The sequence below is a fragment of the Pseudomonas sp. BCA17 genome, assembly GCF_004519405.1.
GTDB lineage: Bacteria > Pseudomonadota > Gammaproteobacteria > Pseudomonadales > Pseudomonadaceae > Aquipseudomonas.
Genome location: NZ_SGWI01000007.1, coordinates 148,041 through 167,235 on the forward strand (window position 1 = coordinate 148,041; position 19,195 = coordinate 167,235).

At 61.1% G+C, this 19,195-nt stretch carries 16 protein-coding genes; 4 read left to right on the plus strand and 12 right to left on the minus strand.

What is annotated here, in order from left to right:
• The first annotated feature begins 13 nt into the window (after nucleotides 1-13).
• Entirely contained in the window at nucleotides 14-2,194 is a 2,181-nt protein-coding gene (locus EXW71_RS23390) for a glycoside hydrolase (protein WP_134660352.1), read from the plus strand.
• Between the two features lie 99 nt (nucleotides 2,195-2,293).
• Here the strand turns inward: EXW71_RS23390 and EXW71_RS23395 are convergent, their stop codons facing one another.
• From EXW71_RS23395 to EXW71_RS23450, 12 genes are all read right to left on the minus strand, one after another.
• Nucleotides 2,294-2,920, minus strand: coding sequence for a bifunctional 2-polyprenyl-6-hydroxyphenol methylase/3-demethylubiquinol 3-O-methyltransferase UbiG (locus EXW71_RS23395; RefSeq protein WP_134660353.1), 627 nt, complete (start codon nucleotides 2,918-2,920; stop codon nucleotides 2,294-2,296).
• A gap of 39 nt (nucleotides 2,921-2,959) precedes the next feature.
• Nucleotides 2,960-3,604, minus strand: coding sequence for a methionine ABC transporter permease (locus EXW71_RS23400; protein WP_056858169.1), 645 nt, complete (start codon nucleotides 3,602-3,604; stop codon nucleotides 2,960-2,962).
• Nucleotides 3,594-4,709 carry a methionine ABC transporter ATP-binding protein gene (locus EXW71_RS23405; RefSeq protein ID WP_134660354.1) on the minus strand — a complete coding sequence of 372 codons (1,116 nt, stop codon included), beginning with the start codon at nucleotides 4,707-4,709 and terminating at the stop codon, nucleotides 3,594-3,596. Before EXW71_RS23405 ends, EXW71_RS23400 begins: the two co-directional genes overlap by 11 nt.
• Nucleotides 4,710-4,711: 2 nt before the next feature.
• Complete coding sequence (locus EXW71_RS23410) at nucleotides 4,712-5,521, minus strand: MetQ/NlpA family ABC transporter substrate-binding protein (protein ID WP_134660355.1); 810 nt, start codon at nucleotides 5,519-5,521, stop codon at nucleotides 4,712-4,714.
• A gap of 80 nt (nucleotides 5,522-5,601) precedes the next feature.
• Nucleotides 5,602-6,969 carry an LLM class flavin-dependent oxidoreductase gene (locus EXW71_RS23415; RefSeq protein WP_134660356.1) on the minus strand — a complete coding sequence of 456 codons (1,368 nt, stop codon included), beginning with the start codon at nucleotides 6,967-6,969 and terminating at the stop codon, nucleotides 5,602-5,604.
• Nucleotides 6,969-8,162, minus strand: coding sequence for an SfnB family sulfur acquisition oxidoreductase (locus EXW71_RS23420; RefSeq protein ID WP_123717057.1), 1,194 nt, complete (start codon nucleotides 8,160-8,162; stop codon nucleotides 6,969-6,971). Before EXW71_RS23420 ends, EXW71_RS23415 begins: the two co-directional genes overlap by 1 nt.
• Before the next feature lie 41 nt (nucleotides 8,163-8,203).
• On the minus strand, nucleotides 8,204-9,445 hold the full coding sequence (locus EXW71_RS23425; RefSeq protein ID WP_134660357.1) for an SfnB family sulfur acquisition oxidoreductase: 1,242 nt from the start codon (nucleotides 9,443-9,445) through the stop codon (nucleotides 8,204-8,206).
• 187 nt (nucleotides 9,446-9,632) lie between these two features.
• Nucleotides 9,633-10,418, minus strand: a complete 786-nt coding sequence (locus EXW71_RS23430; RefSeq protein ID WP_134660358.1) for a hypothetical protein — start codon at nucleotides 10,416-10,418, stop codon at nucleotides 9,633-9,635.
• A gap of 375 nt (nucleotides 10,419-10,793) precedes the next feature.
• Complete coding sequence (gene tcyN / locus EXW71_RS23435; RefSeq protein ID WP_134660359.1) at nucleotides 10,794-11,540, minus strand: L-cystine ABC transporter ATP-binding protein TcyN; 747 nt, start codon at nucleotides 11,538-11,540, stop codon at nucleotides 10,794-10,796.
• Nucleotides 11,541-11,543: 3 nt separating this feature from the next.
• Nucleotides 11,544-12,209: a cystine ABC transporter permease gene (gene tcyL / locus EXW71_RS23440; RefSeq protein ID WP_123717061.1), complete on the minus strand. Its 666-nt coding sequence runs from the start codon at nucleotides 12,207-12,209 to the stop codon at nucleotides 11,544-11,546.
• A complete protein-coding gene (gene tcyJ / locus EXW71_RS23445; RefSeq protein ID WP_123717062.1) occupies nucleotides 12,209-13,003 on the minus strand; it encodes a cystine ABC transporter substrate-binding protein in 795 nt (264 codons plus the stop codon). The genes tcyL and tcyJ overlap by 1 nt, the downstream gene beginning before the upstream one ends.
• A gap of 284 nt (nucleotides 13,004-13,287) precedes the next feature.
• Nucleotides 13,288-14,280, minus strand: a complete 993-nt coding sequence (locus EXW71_RS23450) for a D-cysteine desulfhydrase (protein WP_134660360.1) — start codon at nucleotides 14,278-14,280, stop codon at nucleotides 13,288-13,290.
• A gap of 166 nt (nucleotides 14,281-14,446) precedes the next feature.
• Here EXW71_RS23450 and epsC point away from each other — a divergent pair, with 166 nt between their 5' ends.
• From epsC to EXW71_RS23465, 3 genes are all read left to right on the plus strand, one after another.
• Nucleotides 14,447-15,373 carry a serine O-acetyltransferase EpsC gene (gene epsC / locus EXW71_RS23455; RefSeq protein ID WP_123717064.1) on the plus strand — a complete coding sequence of 309 codons (927 nt, stop codon included), beginning with the start codon at nucleotides 14,447-14,449 and terminating at the stop codon, nucleotides 15,371-15,373.
• A gap of 323 nt (nucleotides 15,374-15,696) precedes the next feature.
• Nucleotides 15,697-17,658, plus strand: a complete 1,962-nt coding sequence (gene betT / locus EXW71_RS23460) for a choline transporter BetT (protein ID WP_167659669.1) — start codon at nucleotides 15,697-15,699, stop codon at nucleotides 17,656-17,658.
• A 179-nt stretch (nucleotides 17,659-17,837) separates the two neighbouring features.
• The gene (locus tag EXW71_RS23465) at nucleotides 17,838-19,166 is read left to right on the plus strand and encodes an OprD family outer membrane porin (protein ID WP_123717117.1); all 1,329 of its coding nucleotides are present in this window, start codon (nucleotides 17,838-17,840) and stop codon (nucleotides 19,164-19,166) included.
• The last annotated feature ends 29 nt before the right edge of the window (nucleotides 19,167-19,195 follow it).

Genomic DNA, 19,195 nt, shown 5'->3' on the forward strand with positions numbered 1-19,195 from the left:
ACAGGTCGATCCCATGAACTGCCTGCGTCCTGTCTTACTGGTCTGCGGCTTACTGATCTCGCCCCTGGCCTTCGCCGCGACCGTGCTGGAAAACCCCCTTTGGCGTATTGAGCTTGACCCCGCGACGCTGGCGCTGCGTGTCACACCTGCCGATGAAGCGCCCGTGCAGGCCTCCAGCGGTGTTGCCGCGCATGCCGTCAGCGAACTGCAGGCGGACGCCGAGCAAGCCACCTGGCAATGGGATGACGGCGCCTATCGCCTGACCGCCCGCCTCGAGCAACGCGACCTTTCCCTGACCATCACCGCTCGCGAGTCGGGCGAGTTGCCGCTGCTGCGCCAACCCGCTCAGGCAGTCGGCAAGGGCTTGATCTGGCCATTGGCCGAGGGGCATTACGTACCGGCCGACAACCCGGTGTGGAAGGCATTCTTGCTGGAGCAGGGCGAGCTCAATACCACGCAGGACCTCAGCCTACCGCTATGGGGTATGGACCATGGCGGTTTCACCTTGAACTGGTTGCTGACCAACCCCTACAACAACCGCCTGCACTGGCAGAAAGGCTTGGCATTGTCCCTGGCCCATGAATTTACCGCGCTCGATCCTTCAGCGCCGATGACCCTGTTATTGCACCTGGGCGACGCCGACCCGTTGGCCGGCGCCAAGCGCTATCGCCAATGGCTGGTTGAGCAGGGGCGCTATGAGCCGTTGGCGGACAAACTGCGGCAAACGCCTGAAGCACACAAGCTGCTGGGCGCCAGCCATGTCTACCTGTGGGGCAATGACCTGTTGGCTGCGCAGGATGTGCGTGACTGGTCGTTGTTGCTCAAGCGCCTGCGTGGTCATGAACTCAAGGGTTTGTTGGACAAGGAGTCCGCACAGGTGCTGGCGCAGACCACGGCGTTGAATCGCTATGAGCAGACGGTGCTGTTGCGCGGCCTCAATGCGGCGATCAACAAGAAAGCCCGGCAGAGCTGGCAGGTGGACGCACCCGACATGAGCCGACTCGCCGCCCGCTACAGCGAGCTGCGCAACGAGCTGGCCGTGACCTTTGCCGGCGCCTTGCGTGATCATCCGCAAACCTGGGGCAGCCAGGCTATCCGCTCGCTGCGCGACGCCGGGCTGCAACGCGTGTTGCTGACCCTCGGCGAAGGCTGGGAAGGCGGCCTCTGGCATCCCGAAGCGATACGTGTCGGAGTTGAGGCCGGTTACCTGATGGCGCCGTACGACTCTTATGAAACGGCGTTATCAGCGACGGAAAACCCGGACTGGACCACCGCCCATCTGGGTAGCACGGCCTACCGCGACTGCGCGATTGTGTTGAAAAGCGGCACATTGAAAACCGGCTTCCAGCAATCCGGCCATTACACCGACCCGCGCTGCGTGCGACCTCTGCTGGAAGCCCGAGTGAAGGCGATCCAGGCTAAGGCCGGGTTCAATGCCTGGTTTCTCGATGCCTATGCCACCAGTATGGTTTTCGACAGCTACCGCGACGGCGCCACGATGACCCAGGCACAAAACGCCGAAGGCAATATCGACGCGTCGCGCTGGCTCAACACAGTACTCAAGCTGCCTGCCGGTTCCGAAGACGGCAACGCCATCACCGCCCAAGGCATTCTGTTCGCCCATGGCATGCAGACGCCGGTGATCGGCTGGGGGGACCGCCAGATGACCCAGGACAAACAGTCGCCCTATTACGTGGGCAACTGGTATCCACCGGAGGAGCCGACCGTATTTTTCAAGCCGGTGCCGCTCAACGAGCCGTTCCGTACCGTGCATTTCGCGCCGGCCATGCGGTTGCCGTTGTATCAGGCGGTGTTCCATGGCTCGGTGATCACCACCCATCATTGGCTGTTCGATAGCCTGAAACTGAGCAATGTGCAGGCTGAGAACGAGCTGACCCAACTGCTCTACAACGTGCCGCCGCTGTACCACCTGAGTGCCTCGACGGTTAAACGACGGCTGCCGGTGATTGCGCGCCAGGAGCGTTTTTTCCGGCCGTTGCATCAGCGCCTGGCCACTCAGGCCATGACGGATTTTCGCTGGCTGACGGCAGACAAACTGGTGCAGCAGACCACCTTTGCCGATGGCACGCGGCTGGTGGCCAATTTTGCTGCGCAGGAACAAGGCGGGTACGCAGCGCGCAGCGTGACGGCGCTGGTGGTGGGTGAAAACCCCGTGGTGTATCAAGTGGATTAGGGGTGCGCACTTCGGGAGCAAGCCCCTCGCACTTTTGAAATGCATTTAAAAAGTGGGAGGGGGATTGCTCCCGATGGCGTCAGGCCGGGCAACGAAAACCTATGATTTGCGCCACACACTCGCCAACCAAGGCTGCTGCTCCCGCGGCAAACCCGTCGGCCGGTAGTAATGCTCCAGCTCCACAAAACCCGCCGCCGTCAGCAACACCTGCCACGCCTCCAGGTCGTGATAGGACCCATAGCGTGGCCCATTCCAGCCCTCCTGGTTTTCACCCCGAGGGTTGGAGCTGAACAGCACGCCGCCCGGCTTCAGCGCGCCATGGAGTTGCTTGAGTACACGGGGCAATTCCTGCTTGGGAATATGGAACAGCACGGCATTGGCAAAAATCCCATCGAAACGTTCGCCAGGCAGATCCAGCTTCAGGAAGTCTTGCTGCAACACTTCGCAGCCACTGTCTTCCCGCGCCATCTGCGCAAACCGCTCGGAGCCGTCTAGCCCCACGGCGATATGGCCCTTGCGCGTAAATGTCTGCAAGTCCCGACCCGGCCCGCAACCGAAATCCAGCACGGTAAACGGTGCCGTGCCGTGGATGTGCCGCAGCAAGGCGTCGATGTTCTGGCTCACATCGTGATCGCGAGTGCCTTCACGGAAGTCTTCGGCCACCTTGTTGTAGTGGTCGAGGGTGGTGGAAGTGATCCGGTTGAGATCGTCGGGCTTGAGAGTCATGGCGGGCCATACCGATTACTGGGATGTCCCGACTATACCTCACCGTTTGTTGAGTACCCGCGCCAGGCGATCACCGCCCAACTGAATCACCGCCACCAGCACCACCAGCAGCACGATCACCGTCAGCATGATCTGGGTATCAAACCGCTGATAGCCATACCGATACGCGATGTCGCCCAAGCCGCCCGCACCAATCGCCCCGGCCATGGCCGACGAGTTGATCATGGTCACCAAAGTGATGGTGAACCCGCCGACAATCCCCGGCAGCGCCTCGGGCAACAGCACGTGCCAAATGATGTGCCAGCGCCGGCAGCCCATGGCCTGTGCGGCTTCGATCAAACCGTGGTCGACCTCGCGCAGGCTCACCTCGGCGATACGTGCAAAGAACGGCGTGGCGGCGATGGTCAGTGGCACCACGGCCGCCCACACGCCATAGGTGGTACCGACAATGAGCCGGGTGAACGGGATCAGCGCCACCATCAGAATCAAAAATGGAATAGAACGGAACAGATTGACGAACGCGCCCAGCACGCGATTCAACGCCGGTGCCTGGTAGATTCCGCCCTTGTCGCTGGTGACCAGGAATACCGCCAGTGGGATCCCCACCAGCAAGGCGATCAGTGACGAAACACCCACCATCAACAGCGTGTCGATGGCGCCTTGCAGCAAACGATCAAACCACATAACCCAGCACCTCCACCTGTTGCGCCCAATTTGCGGCACGCTTGCGCAGCTCCGTGGCGTCGTGGGGCGAGCCATTCACTGCCAACAGCAATTGCCCCAGGGCGTGACCCTGAATACGTTCGACACCGCCTTGCAGTAAGCGCACTCGCCCGCCGAGGGCGCCGAAAAGCGCGGCCAGGTCGGGCTCGTCGTGGGCGCTGCCGGTGAACTGCAAGCGCAAAACCAGCGCAGCCTCAGCCGAGGTCCGGGTGGCTTGCAGACGGTTTTGCAGCTCTTGCGGCAGCCCATGTTGCAGCGGCGCCAGCAGGGTTTTGCTGACCTCGTGCTGCGGGTTGCCGAACACTTGCCACACCGGGCCTTGTTCGACGATGCGTCCGTGTTCCAGCACTACCACGCGGTCGCAGATCTCGCGGATCACCGCCATCTCATGGGTGATCAGCACGATGGTCAGGCCCAGTCGCTGGTTGATCTCGCGCAGCAGGCCAAGGATCGATTGGGTGGTCTCCGGGTCGAGGGCCGAGGTGGCCTCGTCGCACAGCAGGATCTGGGGATCGTGCACCAATGAACGGGCGATGCCCACGCGCTGCTTTTGCCCTCCGGACAATTGCGCCGGGTAGGCATTGTGTTTGTCCCTGAGGCCCACCAGTTCCAGCAGCTCACGGACCTTTTGCTCACGCTGCGGCCTGGGCACGCCGGCAACCTTGAGCGGCAACTCGACGTTTTGCCACACGGTCTTGGCCGACATCAAATTGAAGTGCTGGAAGATCATACCGATGCGCCGACGCAGCGCCACCAGGCGGTCTTCGTCGTACTCACCGATGTCCACCTGGTCGATCAGCACTCGCCCGCTGCTGGGTTGCTCCAGGCGGTTGATGGTGCGTATCAGCGAGGATTTACCGGCACCGCTGCGGCCAATAATGCCGAATACTTCGCCGCGCTGGATGGCCAGGTCGATGCCTTGCAGTGCATGCACCGTGCCGTCATAGGTTTTGCCCAGGTTGATAAAACGCACATGGGCGCGGTTCAGGTCGGGGTGCAATTCGGTCTGCCCGGCCTCCCTGGGCGCGGCGCCCAGGTCGCGCAGTTGGCTGTTGGCGGCGGTCATCTTCAGCCTTCCCAGCCGACTTGATAGAGCTTGCCGAGGGATTTATCCAAGGCGGCGCGGACTACCGGCGAGTGTTGGTAGATATCGACGAATTTGATCACCCGCGGGTCGGTTTTGCTTTTCGGCTGGATCACGAACTGGATCACGTATTCGGGGTGGTCGAGGCCGTCGAACAGCAATGCCGATTCGGCATCGAAGGTCTTGGACAGGCGGATATACGCCGGGTAGCCCTGCACCAGGTCGGCGTCGTCATAGGCGCGCACCAGTTGCACGGCTTCCACTTGCAGGATCTTGATCTTTTTCGGGTTGGCGATGATGTCTTCTTCGGTGGCCTTGTAGCCCACGCCCGGCTTGAGGGTGATCAACCCGGCCTTGGCCAGCAACTGCAGGCCCCGCCCGCTGTTGATCGGGTCGTTGGCGATGGCCACGCTGGCGCCCTGGGGCAGGTCATTCAGGCTTTTGTACTTCTTCGAGTACAGGCCGATGTTGTTGATGATGCCCGGCGCATACGGCACCAGGTCAAAGCCAGCGGCGGCCTTGGCGTTTTCCAGGAACGGGATGTGCTGGAAGTAATTCACGTCGATATCACCGGCCGCCAGGCTGACGTTGGGCGCGATCCAGTCGGTGAACTCCACCAGTTCGACATTCAGGCCTTGCTTGCCGGCCTCGGCCACGGCAGCTTCCAGGGGAATCGCGAACGCGGCGGTAGTGCCGATCTTGAGTGGCGCGTCGGCGGCGAACACCGCTGAGCTGAACAAACCGAGGGCCAGGGCCAGTACTTTGACTGGGTGGGTGAGCAGTGTTTTTTTCATGGTCTTTCCAGTCATAAGTGATTGATGCAAACAGTCGAGATCCAAGGTGAGAGGCGGCTTGCCCCTCGCGCATTTTTCGTTCAGTGGCGGTAGGTGGAACCGGTGTGTTGTTCGGGTAGGTGAGCTCCGGCGTGGAAGACTTTTTCACGCAGCGTGCCGTTCTCATATTCAGTCTTGTACGACCCGCGCTTTTGCAGCTCCGGCACCACCAGATCAATGAAATCCACATAGCTTTCCGGCGTCACGATCCGCGTCAGGTTGAAACCATCCAGCCCGGTTTCGCTGATCCAGGATTCCAGCTCATCAGCGACCTGTTCCGGCGAGCCGACCAAGGTGATGTAGCGCCCGCCGAGGGCGTGCTGCTCCAGCAATTTGCGCCGGGTCCAATCGTTGTTCTGCAGGTTCTTGGTCGCCGACTGGATCGCGTTGCTCTTCACGTACTGGATCGGTTCGTCCAGTTCATATTGGGCAAAATCAATCGCCGTGGAGGCCGAGAAGTGCGCCACGCCGGCTTCCGCACTGGCGTAGCTCAGGTATTCGGCATGCTTGGCCCAGGCCAGCTCTTCGGTGGCGCCAACGATCACGTTGAGGCCCATGAAGACCTTGATGTCATCCGGGTTACGGCCGGCCTCGACCGCGCTGGCGCGCACCTTGTCCACCTGGGCTTTGGTCGCCGGCTTGTTCTGCCCGCTGATGAACACACATTCGGCATGACGCCCGGCGAACAGCAAACCGCGCTCGGAACTGCCTGCCTGGAACAGCACCGGCGTGCGCTGCGGCGAGGGTTCGCACAGGTGATAACCCTCTACCTGATAGAACTCGCCGTGGTGCTCGACCTTGTGCACTTTGTTCGGCTGGGCATACACCCGCGTCTGCGGGTCGTTGAGCACCGCATCATCTTCCCAACTGCCTTCCCAGAGCTTGTAGAGCACCTCCAGGTACTCGTCGGCCTGGTCGTAGCGCCGGTCATGCTCGGGTTGCTCGGTGAGGCCCATGGCCCTGGCGGCGCTGTCGAGGTAGCCGGTGACGATGTTCCAGCCCACTCGGCCACGGCTCAGGTGATCGAGGGTGGACATGCGTCGGGCGAACAGATAGGGCGGCTCGTAGGTCAGGTTGGCGGTGAGGCCGAAGCCGAGATTGCGGGTCACGGCGGCCATGGCCGACACCAGTAACAATGGGTCGTTGACCGGCAGCTGAATCGACTCTTTGAGCGGCACATCGATGGAGTTCTGGTAGACGTCGTACACGCCGACGATGTCGGCGATGAACAGACCGTCGAACAGGCCGCGCTCCAGGGTCTTGGCCAGTTCGGTCCAGTACTCGATGGTTTTGTACTGGGTCGAGGTGTCTCGTGGATGAGTCCACAGGCCATGGTTGATGTGCCCGATGCAGTTCATGTTGAAGGCATTGAGCAGGATTTTCTTTTTCACTTTCTCAAGAGCGGGCATCAGATCGTCCCCCGCAGTGGCGGGTTTTCATCATTGAGGTAGTAATTGCCCACTGCGTGGTACTTCCAGCGCACCGGGTCGTGCAGGGTGTGCACGCGGGCGTTGCGCCAGTGACGGTCGAGGCCGTGCTCGGCCAGTGTGGCCTGGCTGCCGGCCAGTTCGAACAGGGTGCTGCCGGCGGCCAGGGAAATCTCGGTGCTCAAGGCACGCACTTCGGCGACGGCGATGGAGGCGGCGGCAACGGTCTCGGCATTGCTCTGGGCCTGGGCGCGGTCGAGAAACTCTCCCGAGCGCTCCAGCAGCGCCTCGGCGGCATGCAAACGAGCGCTCAGGTGGCCGAAGCTTTTCAGGGTCAGTGGGTCTTCGCTGGCCTTGTCGTTGCCGGCATCGATCCATGGCCGGGTCTTGGTGCGCACAAAGTGCAACGCATCTTCGAAGGCGGCGCGGGCGATGCCGGTGTCGATGGCTGCATGCAGAATCTGCGCGAGCGGGCCGACGGTAGTCGGGCGTTCGAAGGCGCTCTGGAACGGGACCACATCGTGCGCCGCGACCCACACGTTATCGAACACCACCGAGCCGCTGCCGGTGGTGCGTTGGCCGAAGCCACTCCAGTCGTCGATCACGCTCAGGCCTTCGCTGTCGCGAGGAACAAAGGCCAGTTGCTGCACGCCGTGTTCATCCACCACCGAGGTGGGAATGCGCTGGGCGTAGATCGCACCGGTCGAGTAGAACTTGCGACCAGTGATGCGCCAACCATCGCCGTCGCGGGTGAGGGCCGTCACGCGATCGTGGGCAGTTTTGGTGCCCAGTTCCGCCAGGGCATTGCCAAAGCGCTGGCCGGCCAGCACCTCGGCATACAAGCGTTTTTGCTGCGCCGGGCTGCCGTTGACGCGCAGTACTTCCAACGCATAGAAATGGTTCTGCGGAATCTGGCCCAGGGAGGCATCCGCTTGGGCTATCAGCGCGATGACCTTGGCCAGGGTGACGTTGGACACGCCCGCGCCGCCGTATGCCTTGGGTACGCTGATGCCCCACAGGCCGGAGCGGGAAAACACCTCCAGCTCGGGCAAGGGTAGGCGGCGTTCACGGTCACGCTGGGCGCTGTCGCGGCGAAAGTCTTCGGCCAGGTCGCTGGCGACAATGAGCGCTTGTTCATCGCTGGTAATAACCGCGACGTTTGTAGAGAGAGTCATGTGTGTTCTCCAGAAGCTCGTGGAAAAAGTGTTCTGGTCGGTTAAATCCAGGAGTGACGAGCAGGCAACGTACCGTTCAAGCGATAGGCACCGATGGCGTGATACTTCCAGCGCACCGGGTCATGCAGGGTGTGCACCCGGGCATTGCGCCAATGGCGGTCGAGGTTGAATTCGGCGAGGGTGGCGCGGCTGCCGGCGAGCTCGAAGAGCTTTTCGCTGACCTGCAGCGACACTTCGGTGGTCAGCACTTTCGCCTCGGCCACGGCAATCGAGGCCCTGGCGGCGGACTGTGCGGTGATCGGCGCGGCACTGACTTCGTCCAGCACCTTGCCGGCCTTGCGTAGCAGGGCTTCGGCGGCGTGCAGTTCGATTTTCAGCTTGCCGATATCGGCGATCACATACAGGTCATCGCTGGCGCGTTCGACCTTGGCGTCGATCCACGGGCGTGAACGTTCACGCACGAAGGCGATGGTGTCATCGAGCGCACCCCGGGCTATGCCGGCGTCGATGGCGGCCTGGATCAACTGTGAAACCGCGCCCTGGATATTCGGGGTTTCACCGATGCGCCAGTTATCGACCACCAGTTCTGCGTCCACCGGCACGCGGTCCAGCAGCACAGTGCCGCTGGCGGTGGTGCGTTGGCCGAAGCCCGACCAGTCATCAACGATGCGCAGCCCTTCGGTGCCACGGCGCACAAACGCCATGACTTGCTTGCCGTCATCGTTCAACGCCTTGATTGCCACCCAATGGGCGAATAACGCACCGGTGGAATAGAACTTCTGCCCGCTGACGACGTAGCCATCGCCCTCGGCGGTGAGGCGGGACTTGAGCTCCAGGGTATTTTTGGTGCCGCGTTCCGGGCCGCCATTACCGATGCGCCAGCCGTCGAGCACGCTCTGGAACAGGTGTTTCTTCTGGCGCTCGGTGGCGCTGCCCTGCAACAGGTACAGGATGCCGAAGTGATTTTGCGGGATCTGCCCGAGGGCCGGGTCCGCCGCGCTGATGATCGCGAACACTTCGGCCAGGGTCACGAATGACACCTGCGGGCCGCCGTATTCACGGGGAATGGAAATGCTGCCCAGCCCACTGCGGGTGAACTGTTCGATCTGTGCCCACGGCAACTGGCGTTGGCGGTCGCGCTTGGCCGCCTGCAGGCGCGCGGCCTGGGCCAGCTCGTGTGCCGCCTCCAGCGCCTGGGCGTCGCTGCGCAGCACGGTGGCCGGCAACAACAGTGGGGCTACGTCCAGATCACTCTGGGGGGGTGTTAGAGCCAAATTAGACATCAGCGCCGCTCCTTGGCTGCACGTAATGCCCTGGCGTTATGCACCGGGGTAATTCTGACCATACCGACCTCGCATTCAATGAAATAAAACCAGAAAAATCAGAGATGTCCGGTGGTCCGGTGCATATACCCTAAGCGTGTTTATTTTTTTAATAAACTAACTTTTAGGAATATGCATAGAAGGGCTGTCACCCCGGCTCGCAGGGTGAGCCGGGGTGACGCGGTTGATAGATCGACGCAGCCCTGGCCGGGCGGGCCGGCGCCTGTGGCGCACAGGCGGCGATGTTCAAGGTGCGGCTCGGTGCCCAGCGTGAATTATTGCCGACGCAATCGAGAATGCAGTAGGTCACGTCCAGGCGGATGTCGTCGCCGGCTTCGAGGATCATTGTCGAGGGCACCCACACCTGCACCGCCACCCCGATGCCCTTGGCCTGGATTTTCGGCAGGTCCATCCGCACATCGCCCCAGCGCAGGGTAATGGCGTCGCCGCTGGCCATGTTCAGGTAGGGCTCGATGGTCAGCGGGATGCCGCGCCGAACCTGGCTCGGGTTGACCCCATGGCGGCGGATGGTATCGGGCAGTCCGACGGGGGCAAGGTTCTGGTTTTCGTCGCTGAACAGCACCGAAGGCAGGCCGCCCGGGTAGTTGGTCTTCACCCGTACGTGCGTTACTGCGGAGCGGGCCGGGCCGTAGCCGACTTGCATGACTTGGTAATGAACCTGGGCCTGGCCATCCAGCACAAAGCTTTCCGGGACACGCAGGTGTGTCGGCGTACCGACCTTGCAGGCAGTTATCCGCCGTGAGGCGGTAAAGCAGTTGTTCCAGAACAACTCGATCAGGTCGCCTTCCTCCATCCCGGGGTAGGGCGCGATGTCCACCTGCAATTGGGCGGCGGCGAGGGCATTGATGCCATGCCGTTGCGCCTGGGGCAGGGTCGGAGCGGTGAGCATGGCCGGGGTTGCAGTGCGCGTCATAAGTAATCTCCTTGATGCAGCCAGCAGCAATCGTTCCAGCAGCGGTTGCGCGGTTGCGCGCAGGGTGCCGAAAGAAACGATTCAGTGAATAGCCGGGATAGGATCCAATCCTCTGGGGGCTAGATAAGAGGGTTGGCCAGGAGGCGTCAATGGCGGCACAAGGCTAAACGGCGGGTTGGAGCAGATTCAGAAAGGGCTGACTGGGCAGGGGGTTTTAAGCACGCCGGCGCGGGGCGCTTTACCGATTGGAATGAGGATTTTTTGTAGGACTGTGGCGAGGGAGCCTGCTACCGCTGGAGTGCGAAGCGCTCCCTGGATTTCGGGGCCGCTACGCAGCCCAGCGGGAGCAAGCGCCCTCGCCACACTGCAAGGCTGTCAGTGTGCGAGGAATTTGCTCAAGAACTGTTTGGTCCGTTCTTCCCTGGGGTTGGCAAACAGCGCCTTGGCTTCACCCTGCTCCACGATCACACCCTTGTCGAAGAAGATCACTCGGTTGGCCACGTCCCGGGCAAAACTCATCTCGTGGGTGACGATCACCATGGTGCGGTTTTCTTCGGCGAGGCTGCGGATGGTCGCCAGTACTTCGCCTACCAGTTCCGGGTCGAGGGCCGAGGTGGGCTCATCGAACAGGATCACCTCCGGCTCCATGGCCAGCGCCCGGGCAATCGCCACACGCTGTTGCTGACCACCGGACAAACGCCTGGGGTACGACGCTTCCTTGCCCGCCAAGCCAACCCTGGCCAACAGCTTGCGACCCAACTCGGTCGCGGCTTCGCGTGGCATCTTCTTGACCACTATCGGCCCTTCGATGACGTTTTCCAGTGCGGTGCGGTGGGGGAACAGGTTGAAGTTCTGGAACACAAAACCCACGTGCTGGCGCAAACGTCGCACCAGGCCCTGTTGCTGGTTGAGCGGTTTGCTGCCGTCGATCTCGATATCACCCACCTTGATGCGGCCGCTGGTGGGTTCTTCGAGGAAATTCAGGCAGCGCAGGAAGGTGGTCTTGCCGGAACCGCTGGGGCCGATGATGGCGACGACTTCGCCTTCCTTGACCTCAAGGTCGATACCGTTGAGCACCACCTGACCGTTGAATTGTTTGGTCAGTTTTTCAACCATGATCATGCTTCAAGACTCCAGGTCGTGCCGGTTGACCCGGTCTTCCAGGCGATTTTGAAAATGCGCCAGGATGCTTGCCAGTATCCAGTAGATCAGGGCTGCGGACAGGTACATGGTGAAAATTTCGAAGGTGCGCGCCGACACCAGTTGTGCCTGGCGAAACAGCTCTGGCACCTGGATGGTGGCGGCCAGCGCGGTGTCCTTGACCAGCGAAATAAAGCTGTTGCCCAACGGCGGCAACGCTGTGCGCATGGCCTGCGGCAGGATGGCCCGGCGCAGGGTCTGCGCGCGGGTCATGCCGATGCTGGCGGCTGCTTCCCATTGGCCGCGCTCGATGGAGGCAATGGCGGCACGCAGGATTTCACAGGCATACGCGGCCATGTTCAGCGAAAAGCCGATCAGCGCCGCGGGGATCGGGTCCAGCTCGATGCCCACTTGCGGCAAGCCGTAGTAGATCAGGAACAATTGCACCAGCAAGGGCGTGCCGCGAAAGAACGACACATAGATCCGTGCAATCCAGCTCAACAGCTTGAAGCGCGACAGGCGCATCAAGGCCAGGCCGAAGCCCAGCAGCAAGCCGAAAAACATCCCGCCGAGGCTGAGAATCACCGTGTAGTACGCGCCCTTGAGCAGAAAGGGCGCGGAGTCCAGCGCGAGTTGGAAGCCTGCTTCCATTATTCAGTGACGTCAGCGTTGAAGTACTTCTCGGACAGCTTTTTCAAGGTGCCGTCGGCGCGCAGCTTGTCGAGGGCCTTGTTCACCGCGTCGAGCAATTCAGGCTCGCCTTTGCGCAGGGCAATACCGGCTTCCTGACGCGAGAAGGCAGCGCCGGCAGCGGCGGTGTCCGTGGCTTTCTTGGCGTATTCGAGGGCGGCCAGGCGGTCGATCAGGATGACGTCGGTACGGCCGATGCGCAGGTCCTGGAACTTGGTGGGGTCATCGTTGTAGGTCTTGATAATGGCTTTGGGTTGGTTGTCCTTGAGCCATTGTTCGTAGTTGGTACCCAGGCCCACACCGACTTTCTTGCCGGCCAGGTCGTCGGCGGTCTTGATGGTGTCGACGTTTTTCTTCAGGGTCAGCGCCTGGATACCGGAGACGGTATACGGCTTGGAGAAGTCGTACTTCTTCTTGCGCTCTTCGGAGATGGTCACTTGGTTGACCACGGCATCGAGGCGCTTGGACTCCAGGGCGGCGAGGATGCCGTCCCACGGCGTGGCCTGCAGCTTGACCTTCACACCCAGCTCCTTGGCCAGCGCTTCGGACAGCTCGACTTCGAAGCCACTGAGCTTGCCGTTTTCATCGACAAAGCTGAACGGTGGGTAGGTGCCTTCCAGGCCGATCTTGATCTCGCCAGCCTTCTTGATGCTGTCCAGCTGTTCACCTGCGATAGCTTGGCCCATCAGGCCAGCTCCGAGTGCCAGGCCCAAAGTGCCAACCAACAACGTGCGACGGAATACAGAAATAGTCATGAAGAGCCCCTGTGTTTTTATGTTGAGCGAAGCAGGTGACGCAGTAGTCGTATCCTGCCTTAAAGCGCGTAGCGCGTCTTCGCCTACGGCGCGACTATAAAGCCGGTTTTTAAGACTTGAAAATAATATAAATTATCCTGCTTATTTCTTTATTGAATAAAAGAGAGTCTGTAGGAGCGAGCTTGCTCGCGAAAAACGTCAACGATCACTGGGTGAATTGGGGTGAGCGGCGGCGTCTGTTGGTTCTTCGCGAGCAAGCTCGCTCCTGCAGGGGTAGGCGTGAATCAGAAGACAGAGTCGTAGGCAAACAACGCCGGCGCCCCACCGGTATGCAGAAAAATGATCGGGCCGTCTTCAAAGCGCTGACGCCCGATGCCGTCCAGCAGGCCGGCCATGGCCTTGCCAGTGTAGACCGGGTCCAGCAGCAGGCCTTCCTGGCTCGCCAGTAACTTGACCGCAGACAACGTGCCGGCGTTCGGTTCGCCGTAGCGCGGGCTGAAGTATTCGTCCCATAGGATCACTTTGAAGGCTTCGGGAACATCCACACCCAGCAACTCAGCGGTGCGCTCGGCCAGGCCCTGCACTTTCGGACGCTGGGCTTCGTCGGTGCGGGACACCGTGACGCCAATCACCGGCAGGTTCGGCAGCACTTCGCTCAAGGCCAGGGCGAGACCACTGTGGGTTCCCGCACTGCCGGACGCCAGCACCACGGCGGCAAATTCGATCCCGCTGTCTTCGATCTGCGCGGCCAACTCCAGCCCGGCGCGCACATAGCCCAGGGCACCGAGGGCATTGGAGCCGCCGATGGGCACCAGGTACGGTTTCTTGCCGTTGCTGCGCAAGCGGTCGGCGAGGGCGTTGAGCTGTTCGTCGACGTGGTCGAGGTTTTCCACCAGTTCGACCTTGGCGTCGAACAGGTCCAGCAACAGGCGGTTGCCGTTGCCCAGGTAATTGGGGTCTTCGGTGCCAGTGGGGTTCTCCAGCAGCGCGACGCAGCCCAGGCCGAGCTTGGCGGCCAGCGCAGCAGTCTGGCGTACGTGGTTGGACTGGATGGCGCCGGCGGTCACCAGGGTGTCGGCGCCCTGGGCGATGGCATCGGCTGCCAGGTACTCGAGTTTGCGCAGCTTGTTGCCGCCCATGGCCAGAGGCGTGGTGTCGTCGCGTTTGACGTAGATATCCCTGCCCAGCCAGGCCGACAGCCGCTCGAGTTTTTCCAGGGCGGTGGCGCCGCCCAGCAGTTCCAGACGGTTAAAGCGGTCGAGCTGTTGTTTGATCATGGCTACGCACGGTTGCTAAGTGATGGGGCGACTATAGGCAGGCACATTTCATCGGGCAACCGCCAATCGCTTATGCCGTATGGTTCTTAGTATCACACCATTGGTTCTTAAGAGCGGCCAGGGTGCATACCGTAAAGTGAGCGCCATTACGTCAGGAGTGAATACCGTGAGTGAGCGTTCCAGTCATTGGCAATTGCAGACCATCGTCAGCCAACTGCGCAGCGCCCGGGACCAGTGGCGTACGCGCAATGGTCGCTTGAGCGGCGAGCATGGCGGCCGCGAATTACCCTCCCGTGAAGCGGTGGCGCAGATCCTCGAATCACTGTGTGGGGCGCTGTTTCCCATGCGCCTGGGGCCGGTGGATCTGCGTGAGGAAAGTGAAGACTTTTACGTCGGCCATACCTTGGACGTTGCGCTCAACGCGCTGCTCGCCCAGGCCCGCCTGGAGCTGCGCTATGCCGCGCGCCAGGGCGGCAGGAATGACAGCGAAGTCGACGCCCTGGCTATCCGGCTGATCCAGGATTTCGCCCTGGCCTTGCCATCCCTGCGCAGCCTGTTGGACACCGATGTGCTGGCCGCTTACCACGGCGATCCGGCCGCACGCAGTGTGGACGAAGTGCTGCTGTGCTACCCCGGCATCCTGGCGGTGATTCACCACCGTCTGGCGCACCATTTGTACCGCGCCGGCCTGCCGCTGTTGGCGCGGATCAGTGCAGAGATCGCCCACTCGGCCACTGGCATCGATATCCACCCCGGCGCGCAGATCGGTCCGAGTTTCTTTATCGACCATGGCACCGGTGTGGTGATCGGCGAAACCGCAATCATCGGCGAGCGTGTGCGCATCTACCAGGCCGTGACGCTGGGTGCCAAGCGCTTCCCGGCGGATGAGGATGGGCAATTGCAGAAGGGCCATCCGCGTCATCCGATTGTCGAGGACGATGTGGTGATCTATGCCGGAGCGACGATCCTTGGACGCATCACCATCGGCAAGGGGTCTACCATTGGCGGCAATGTGTGGCTGACCCGCAGCGTGCCGGCTGGGGCGAATATCACGCAGGCGAACTTGCAGCATGATGATGGAGCGCAAAAATAAAAAATTGCGCACATCCAATGTGGGTGGGGGCAAGCCCCTCCCACATTTTTGAACGCACTGCACCGAACGATTTCCCCTCCCCACCCGTCATACAACTCCTTGAGCTAGCGTAGGAATTACCTACCATTCAGCCCCGGGATTAGTCCAGAACCGCCTATCCATGTTTAACTTGAACGTTCGTTCAAGTTAAACCCGGTGGTTCGCTGCCCGCTCACAACAGGAGGCTTACCTTTGCTGAGTCCGTTATTTCCAATCACAGCCGATACTCTCGGGGTGCATCGTTCATGAGTGCATCGTCCACCCCATCCAGCGGCCTGGTGCGCATGAATGCGCCCGTTTTCTATTTTGCCGCAACCGCAATCCTGCTATTTGGCATCACTGTCATCGCTATCCCGCAACAGGCTGGAGCCTGGCTGCTGGCGGCGCAAAACTGGGCGGCCAACACGGTCGGCTGGTACTACATGCTGGCGATGACGCTGTATCTGGTCTTCGTGGTGGTCACCGCGCTATCGGGCTACGGCAAGATAAAACTCGGTGCCGACCACGACGAGCCCGAGTTCAGCTACCTGTCCTGGGCCGGCATGCTGTTCGCCGCCGGGATCAGCATCACGCTGTTTTTCTTCTGCGTGTCGGAACCGCTGACGCACCTCGTGCAACCGCCCCAAGGCGCGCCGATGAACGCGGATGCCGCGCGCCAGGCCATGCAGATTCTGTTTCTGCACTGGGGCCTGCACGGCTGGGGTGTGTTCGCCTTTGTCGGCATGGCCCTGGCGTATTTCGCCTATCGGCATAACCTGCCGCTGGCGCTGCGCTCGGCGCTGTACCCGCTGATCGGCAAGCGCATCAACGGCCCCATCGGCTACGCGGTGGATGGCTTCGGCATCATTGCCACGGTGTTCGGCCTGGGCGCCGACATGGGCTTCGGGGTGCTGCACCTCAACTCCGGCCTGGACTACCTGTTCGGCATTGCCCACACCCAATGGATTCAGGTCGGCCTGATCACCCTGATGATGGGCGCCGCGATCATCGTCGCCGTGGCAGGTGTGGACAAGGGCGTGCGGGTGATGTCCGACATCAACATGCTGCTGGCCTGTGCCTTGTTGCTGTTCGTGTTGTTCGCCGGGCCTACCCAGCACTTGCTCAACACCCTGATCCAGAACGTCGGTGACTATCTCGGCGCGTTGCCGACCAAGAGTTTCGATGTGTACGCCTACGACAAGCCCAGCGACTGGCTGGGTGGTTGGACGGTGTTCTACTGGGCCTGGTGGATTGCATGGTCGCCGTTCGTGGGTCTGTTTATCGCGCGGATTTCCCGTGGCCGCACCATCCGTGAGTTTGTGTTCGGTGTGCTGCTGATCCCGTTGGGTTTCACCCTGGCGTGGATGTCGATCTTCGGCAACAGCGCTATCGACCAAGTGCTCAACCACGGTATGGCGGCGCTCGGTCAGTCGGCCATTGATGAGCCGTCGATGAGCCTGTATCTGCTGCTGGAAACCTACCCGTGGAGCAAAACCGTCATCGCGGTCACGGTGTTTATCAGCTTTGTGTTCTTCGTGACCTCGGCCGACTCCGGCACCGTGGTCTTGTCGACCTTGTCTTCAAAGGGCGGCAGCGCCGATGAAGACGGGCCGAAATGGCTGCGGGTGTTTTGGGGCGCGATGACTGCGCTGGTCACCAGTGCGTTGCTGTTTGCCGGCAGTATCGACTCGCTCAAGTCGGCGGTGGTGCTGACCTCGTTGCCGTTCTCGCTGATCCTGCTGCTGATGATGTGGGGGCTGCACAAGGCCTTTTACCTGGAGTCGCAGAAGCAGATCGCCCAGCTGCATTCGCTGGCGCCGGTATCCGCTGCGCGCAAAGGCCGTGGCGGTTGGCGCCAGCGCTTGAGCCAGGCGGTGCACTTCCCGTCGCGAGATGAGGTGTACCGCTTCCTCGACTCCACCGTGCGTCCGGCCATCGAAGAAGTGAGCGCGGTATTTGCCGAGAAGGGTTTGAACGTGGTCACGCAGCCGGACCCGGCCAATGACAATGTCAGCCTGGAAATCGGTCATGGTGAGGAGCGCCCGTTTGTTTACCAGGTGCAGATGCGCGGCTACTTCACGCCGTCGTTTGCCCGGGGTGGCATGGGCAAGAAAGAGATCAACAACCGTCGCTATTATCGGGCGGAAGTGCACTTGAGTGAGGGCAGCCAGGACTACGATCTGGTCGGCTACACCAAGGAGCAGATCATCAACGACATCCTCGACCAATACGAGCGGCACCTGCAGTTCCTGCACCTGGTGCGTTAACCCTCGGTTCCCCGCAAAGCCCCGTTCTACGGGGCTTTCTTAAATTTAATTTCATCCGTCAGGGCGCCGCCTTGACGCGTAACTGTCATCTGGCCACTGCGTAATTGTGTGAAGCGTTTGACGCTTTCATTTCAGAACAGTGACGGAGACCAGTAACAATGAAGACGTTGATAAGCCCCATGGTGGGTGCCGCCATGGCGAGCTTTATGCTGTCCGCCCATGCCGATTTCATCGATGACAGCCACGCCGATGTAACCCTGCTCAACCGCTACCTCAACCAGCAGGGGCGTGATGTGGTGAACAGCAACGCCAAGGCTCATAGCATTCGCGATTGGGGCCAGGGGTTCGAGTTCAACTTCAAGTCGGGCTACACCGAAGGCCCGGTGGGTTTTGGTCTGGATCTGCAGGCCTTTTATGGTCTGAAGCTGGATTCCGGAGGCGACCTCAACGACAAGGATCACCAGGGGCGCTATCCCGGCAGCATGTTCCCGCTGGATAACGGAAAATCAGCCGACCAGTTCGGCGTCTTGAGCCCGACCTTCAAGATGCGTTTCGCCAAGGATGAACTGCGCGTCGGTACGCTGTTTGGCAACAACCCGGTGTTGGCCAACACCGACGGTCGCCTGTACCAGCAGACCAACACCGGTGTGCAATTGGTATCCAAGGACCTCACCGACTTCACCTTCACCGGCGGCGATATCTTCAAGACCAAGATCCGTAATGAAACCGGTGATCAGGGCATGATCACCGCTGGCGGTACCAAAGAAAGCGATCGCTTTCTGTTCGGCGGTGCGGACTACAGCGGCATACAGAACACCACTGTCAGCCTGTGGTATTCCAACCTCGAGGATTACTACCAGCAGTTCTTCCTGGGCGCCAAGCGTCATGATGCATTGTCGGTCGGTGCGATCGATACCGACGTGCGCGTCTTCCGCAGCCTGGGCGTCGGCGCCAACGCCGATGGCGACAAAGACTTTGCCGGTGCCGGCCTCTACGGTGACGGCACCGGCAAGGGGCGCATCAACCAAACCACCGCCAGCCTGCTTGAAAGCTACACGCTGGACGGCCATACCGTTGGCCTGGGCATCCAGAAAAACAGCGGCAACAGTGACTTCCCGTACCTCGATTCCGGCCTGAACAGCGGTGATGCGCGCCAAGGCCCGGGCTCGGGCGCTGACACACCGGCGCTGACCAATATGCAGTTGAACAAATTCCAGCACGCGGGCGAACGCACCTGGCTGGCGCAATACAAATATGATTTCGGCAAGCTCGGTCTTACCGGGCTGACGTTCTCCGCCGCCTACGCCCACGGTGATGACATCCGCACCGCGCAAGGCACGACCAGCGAATGGGAACGTAATATCGCCGTGGCCTATCAAGTACCGACCGGCACCCTCAAAGGCCTGGGTGTTACCTGGAAAAACGCCCACGCCAGCCCGGACATTACCGGTGCCACCGTGCAAGATGAAAACCGCTTTTACGTCAGCTATGTCGTTCCACTCTGGTAGCCAATTGCTGTAAAACGGAAGGGCAGACT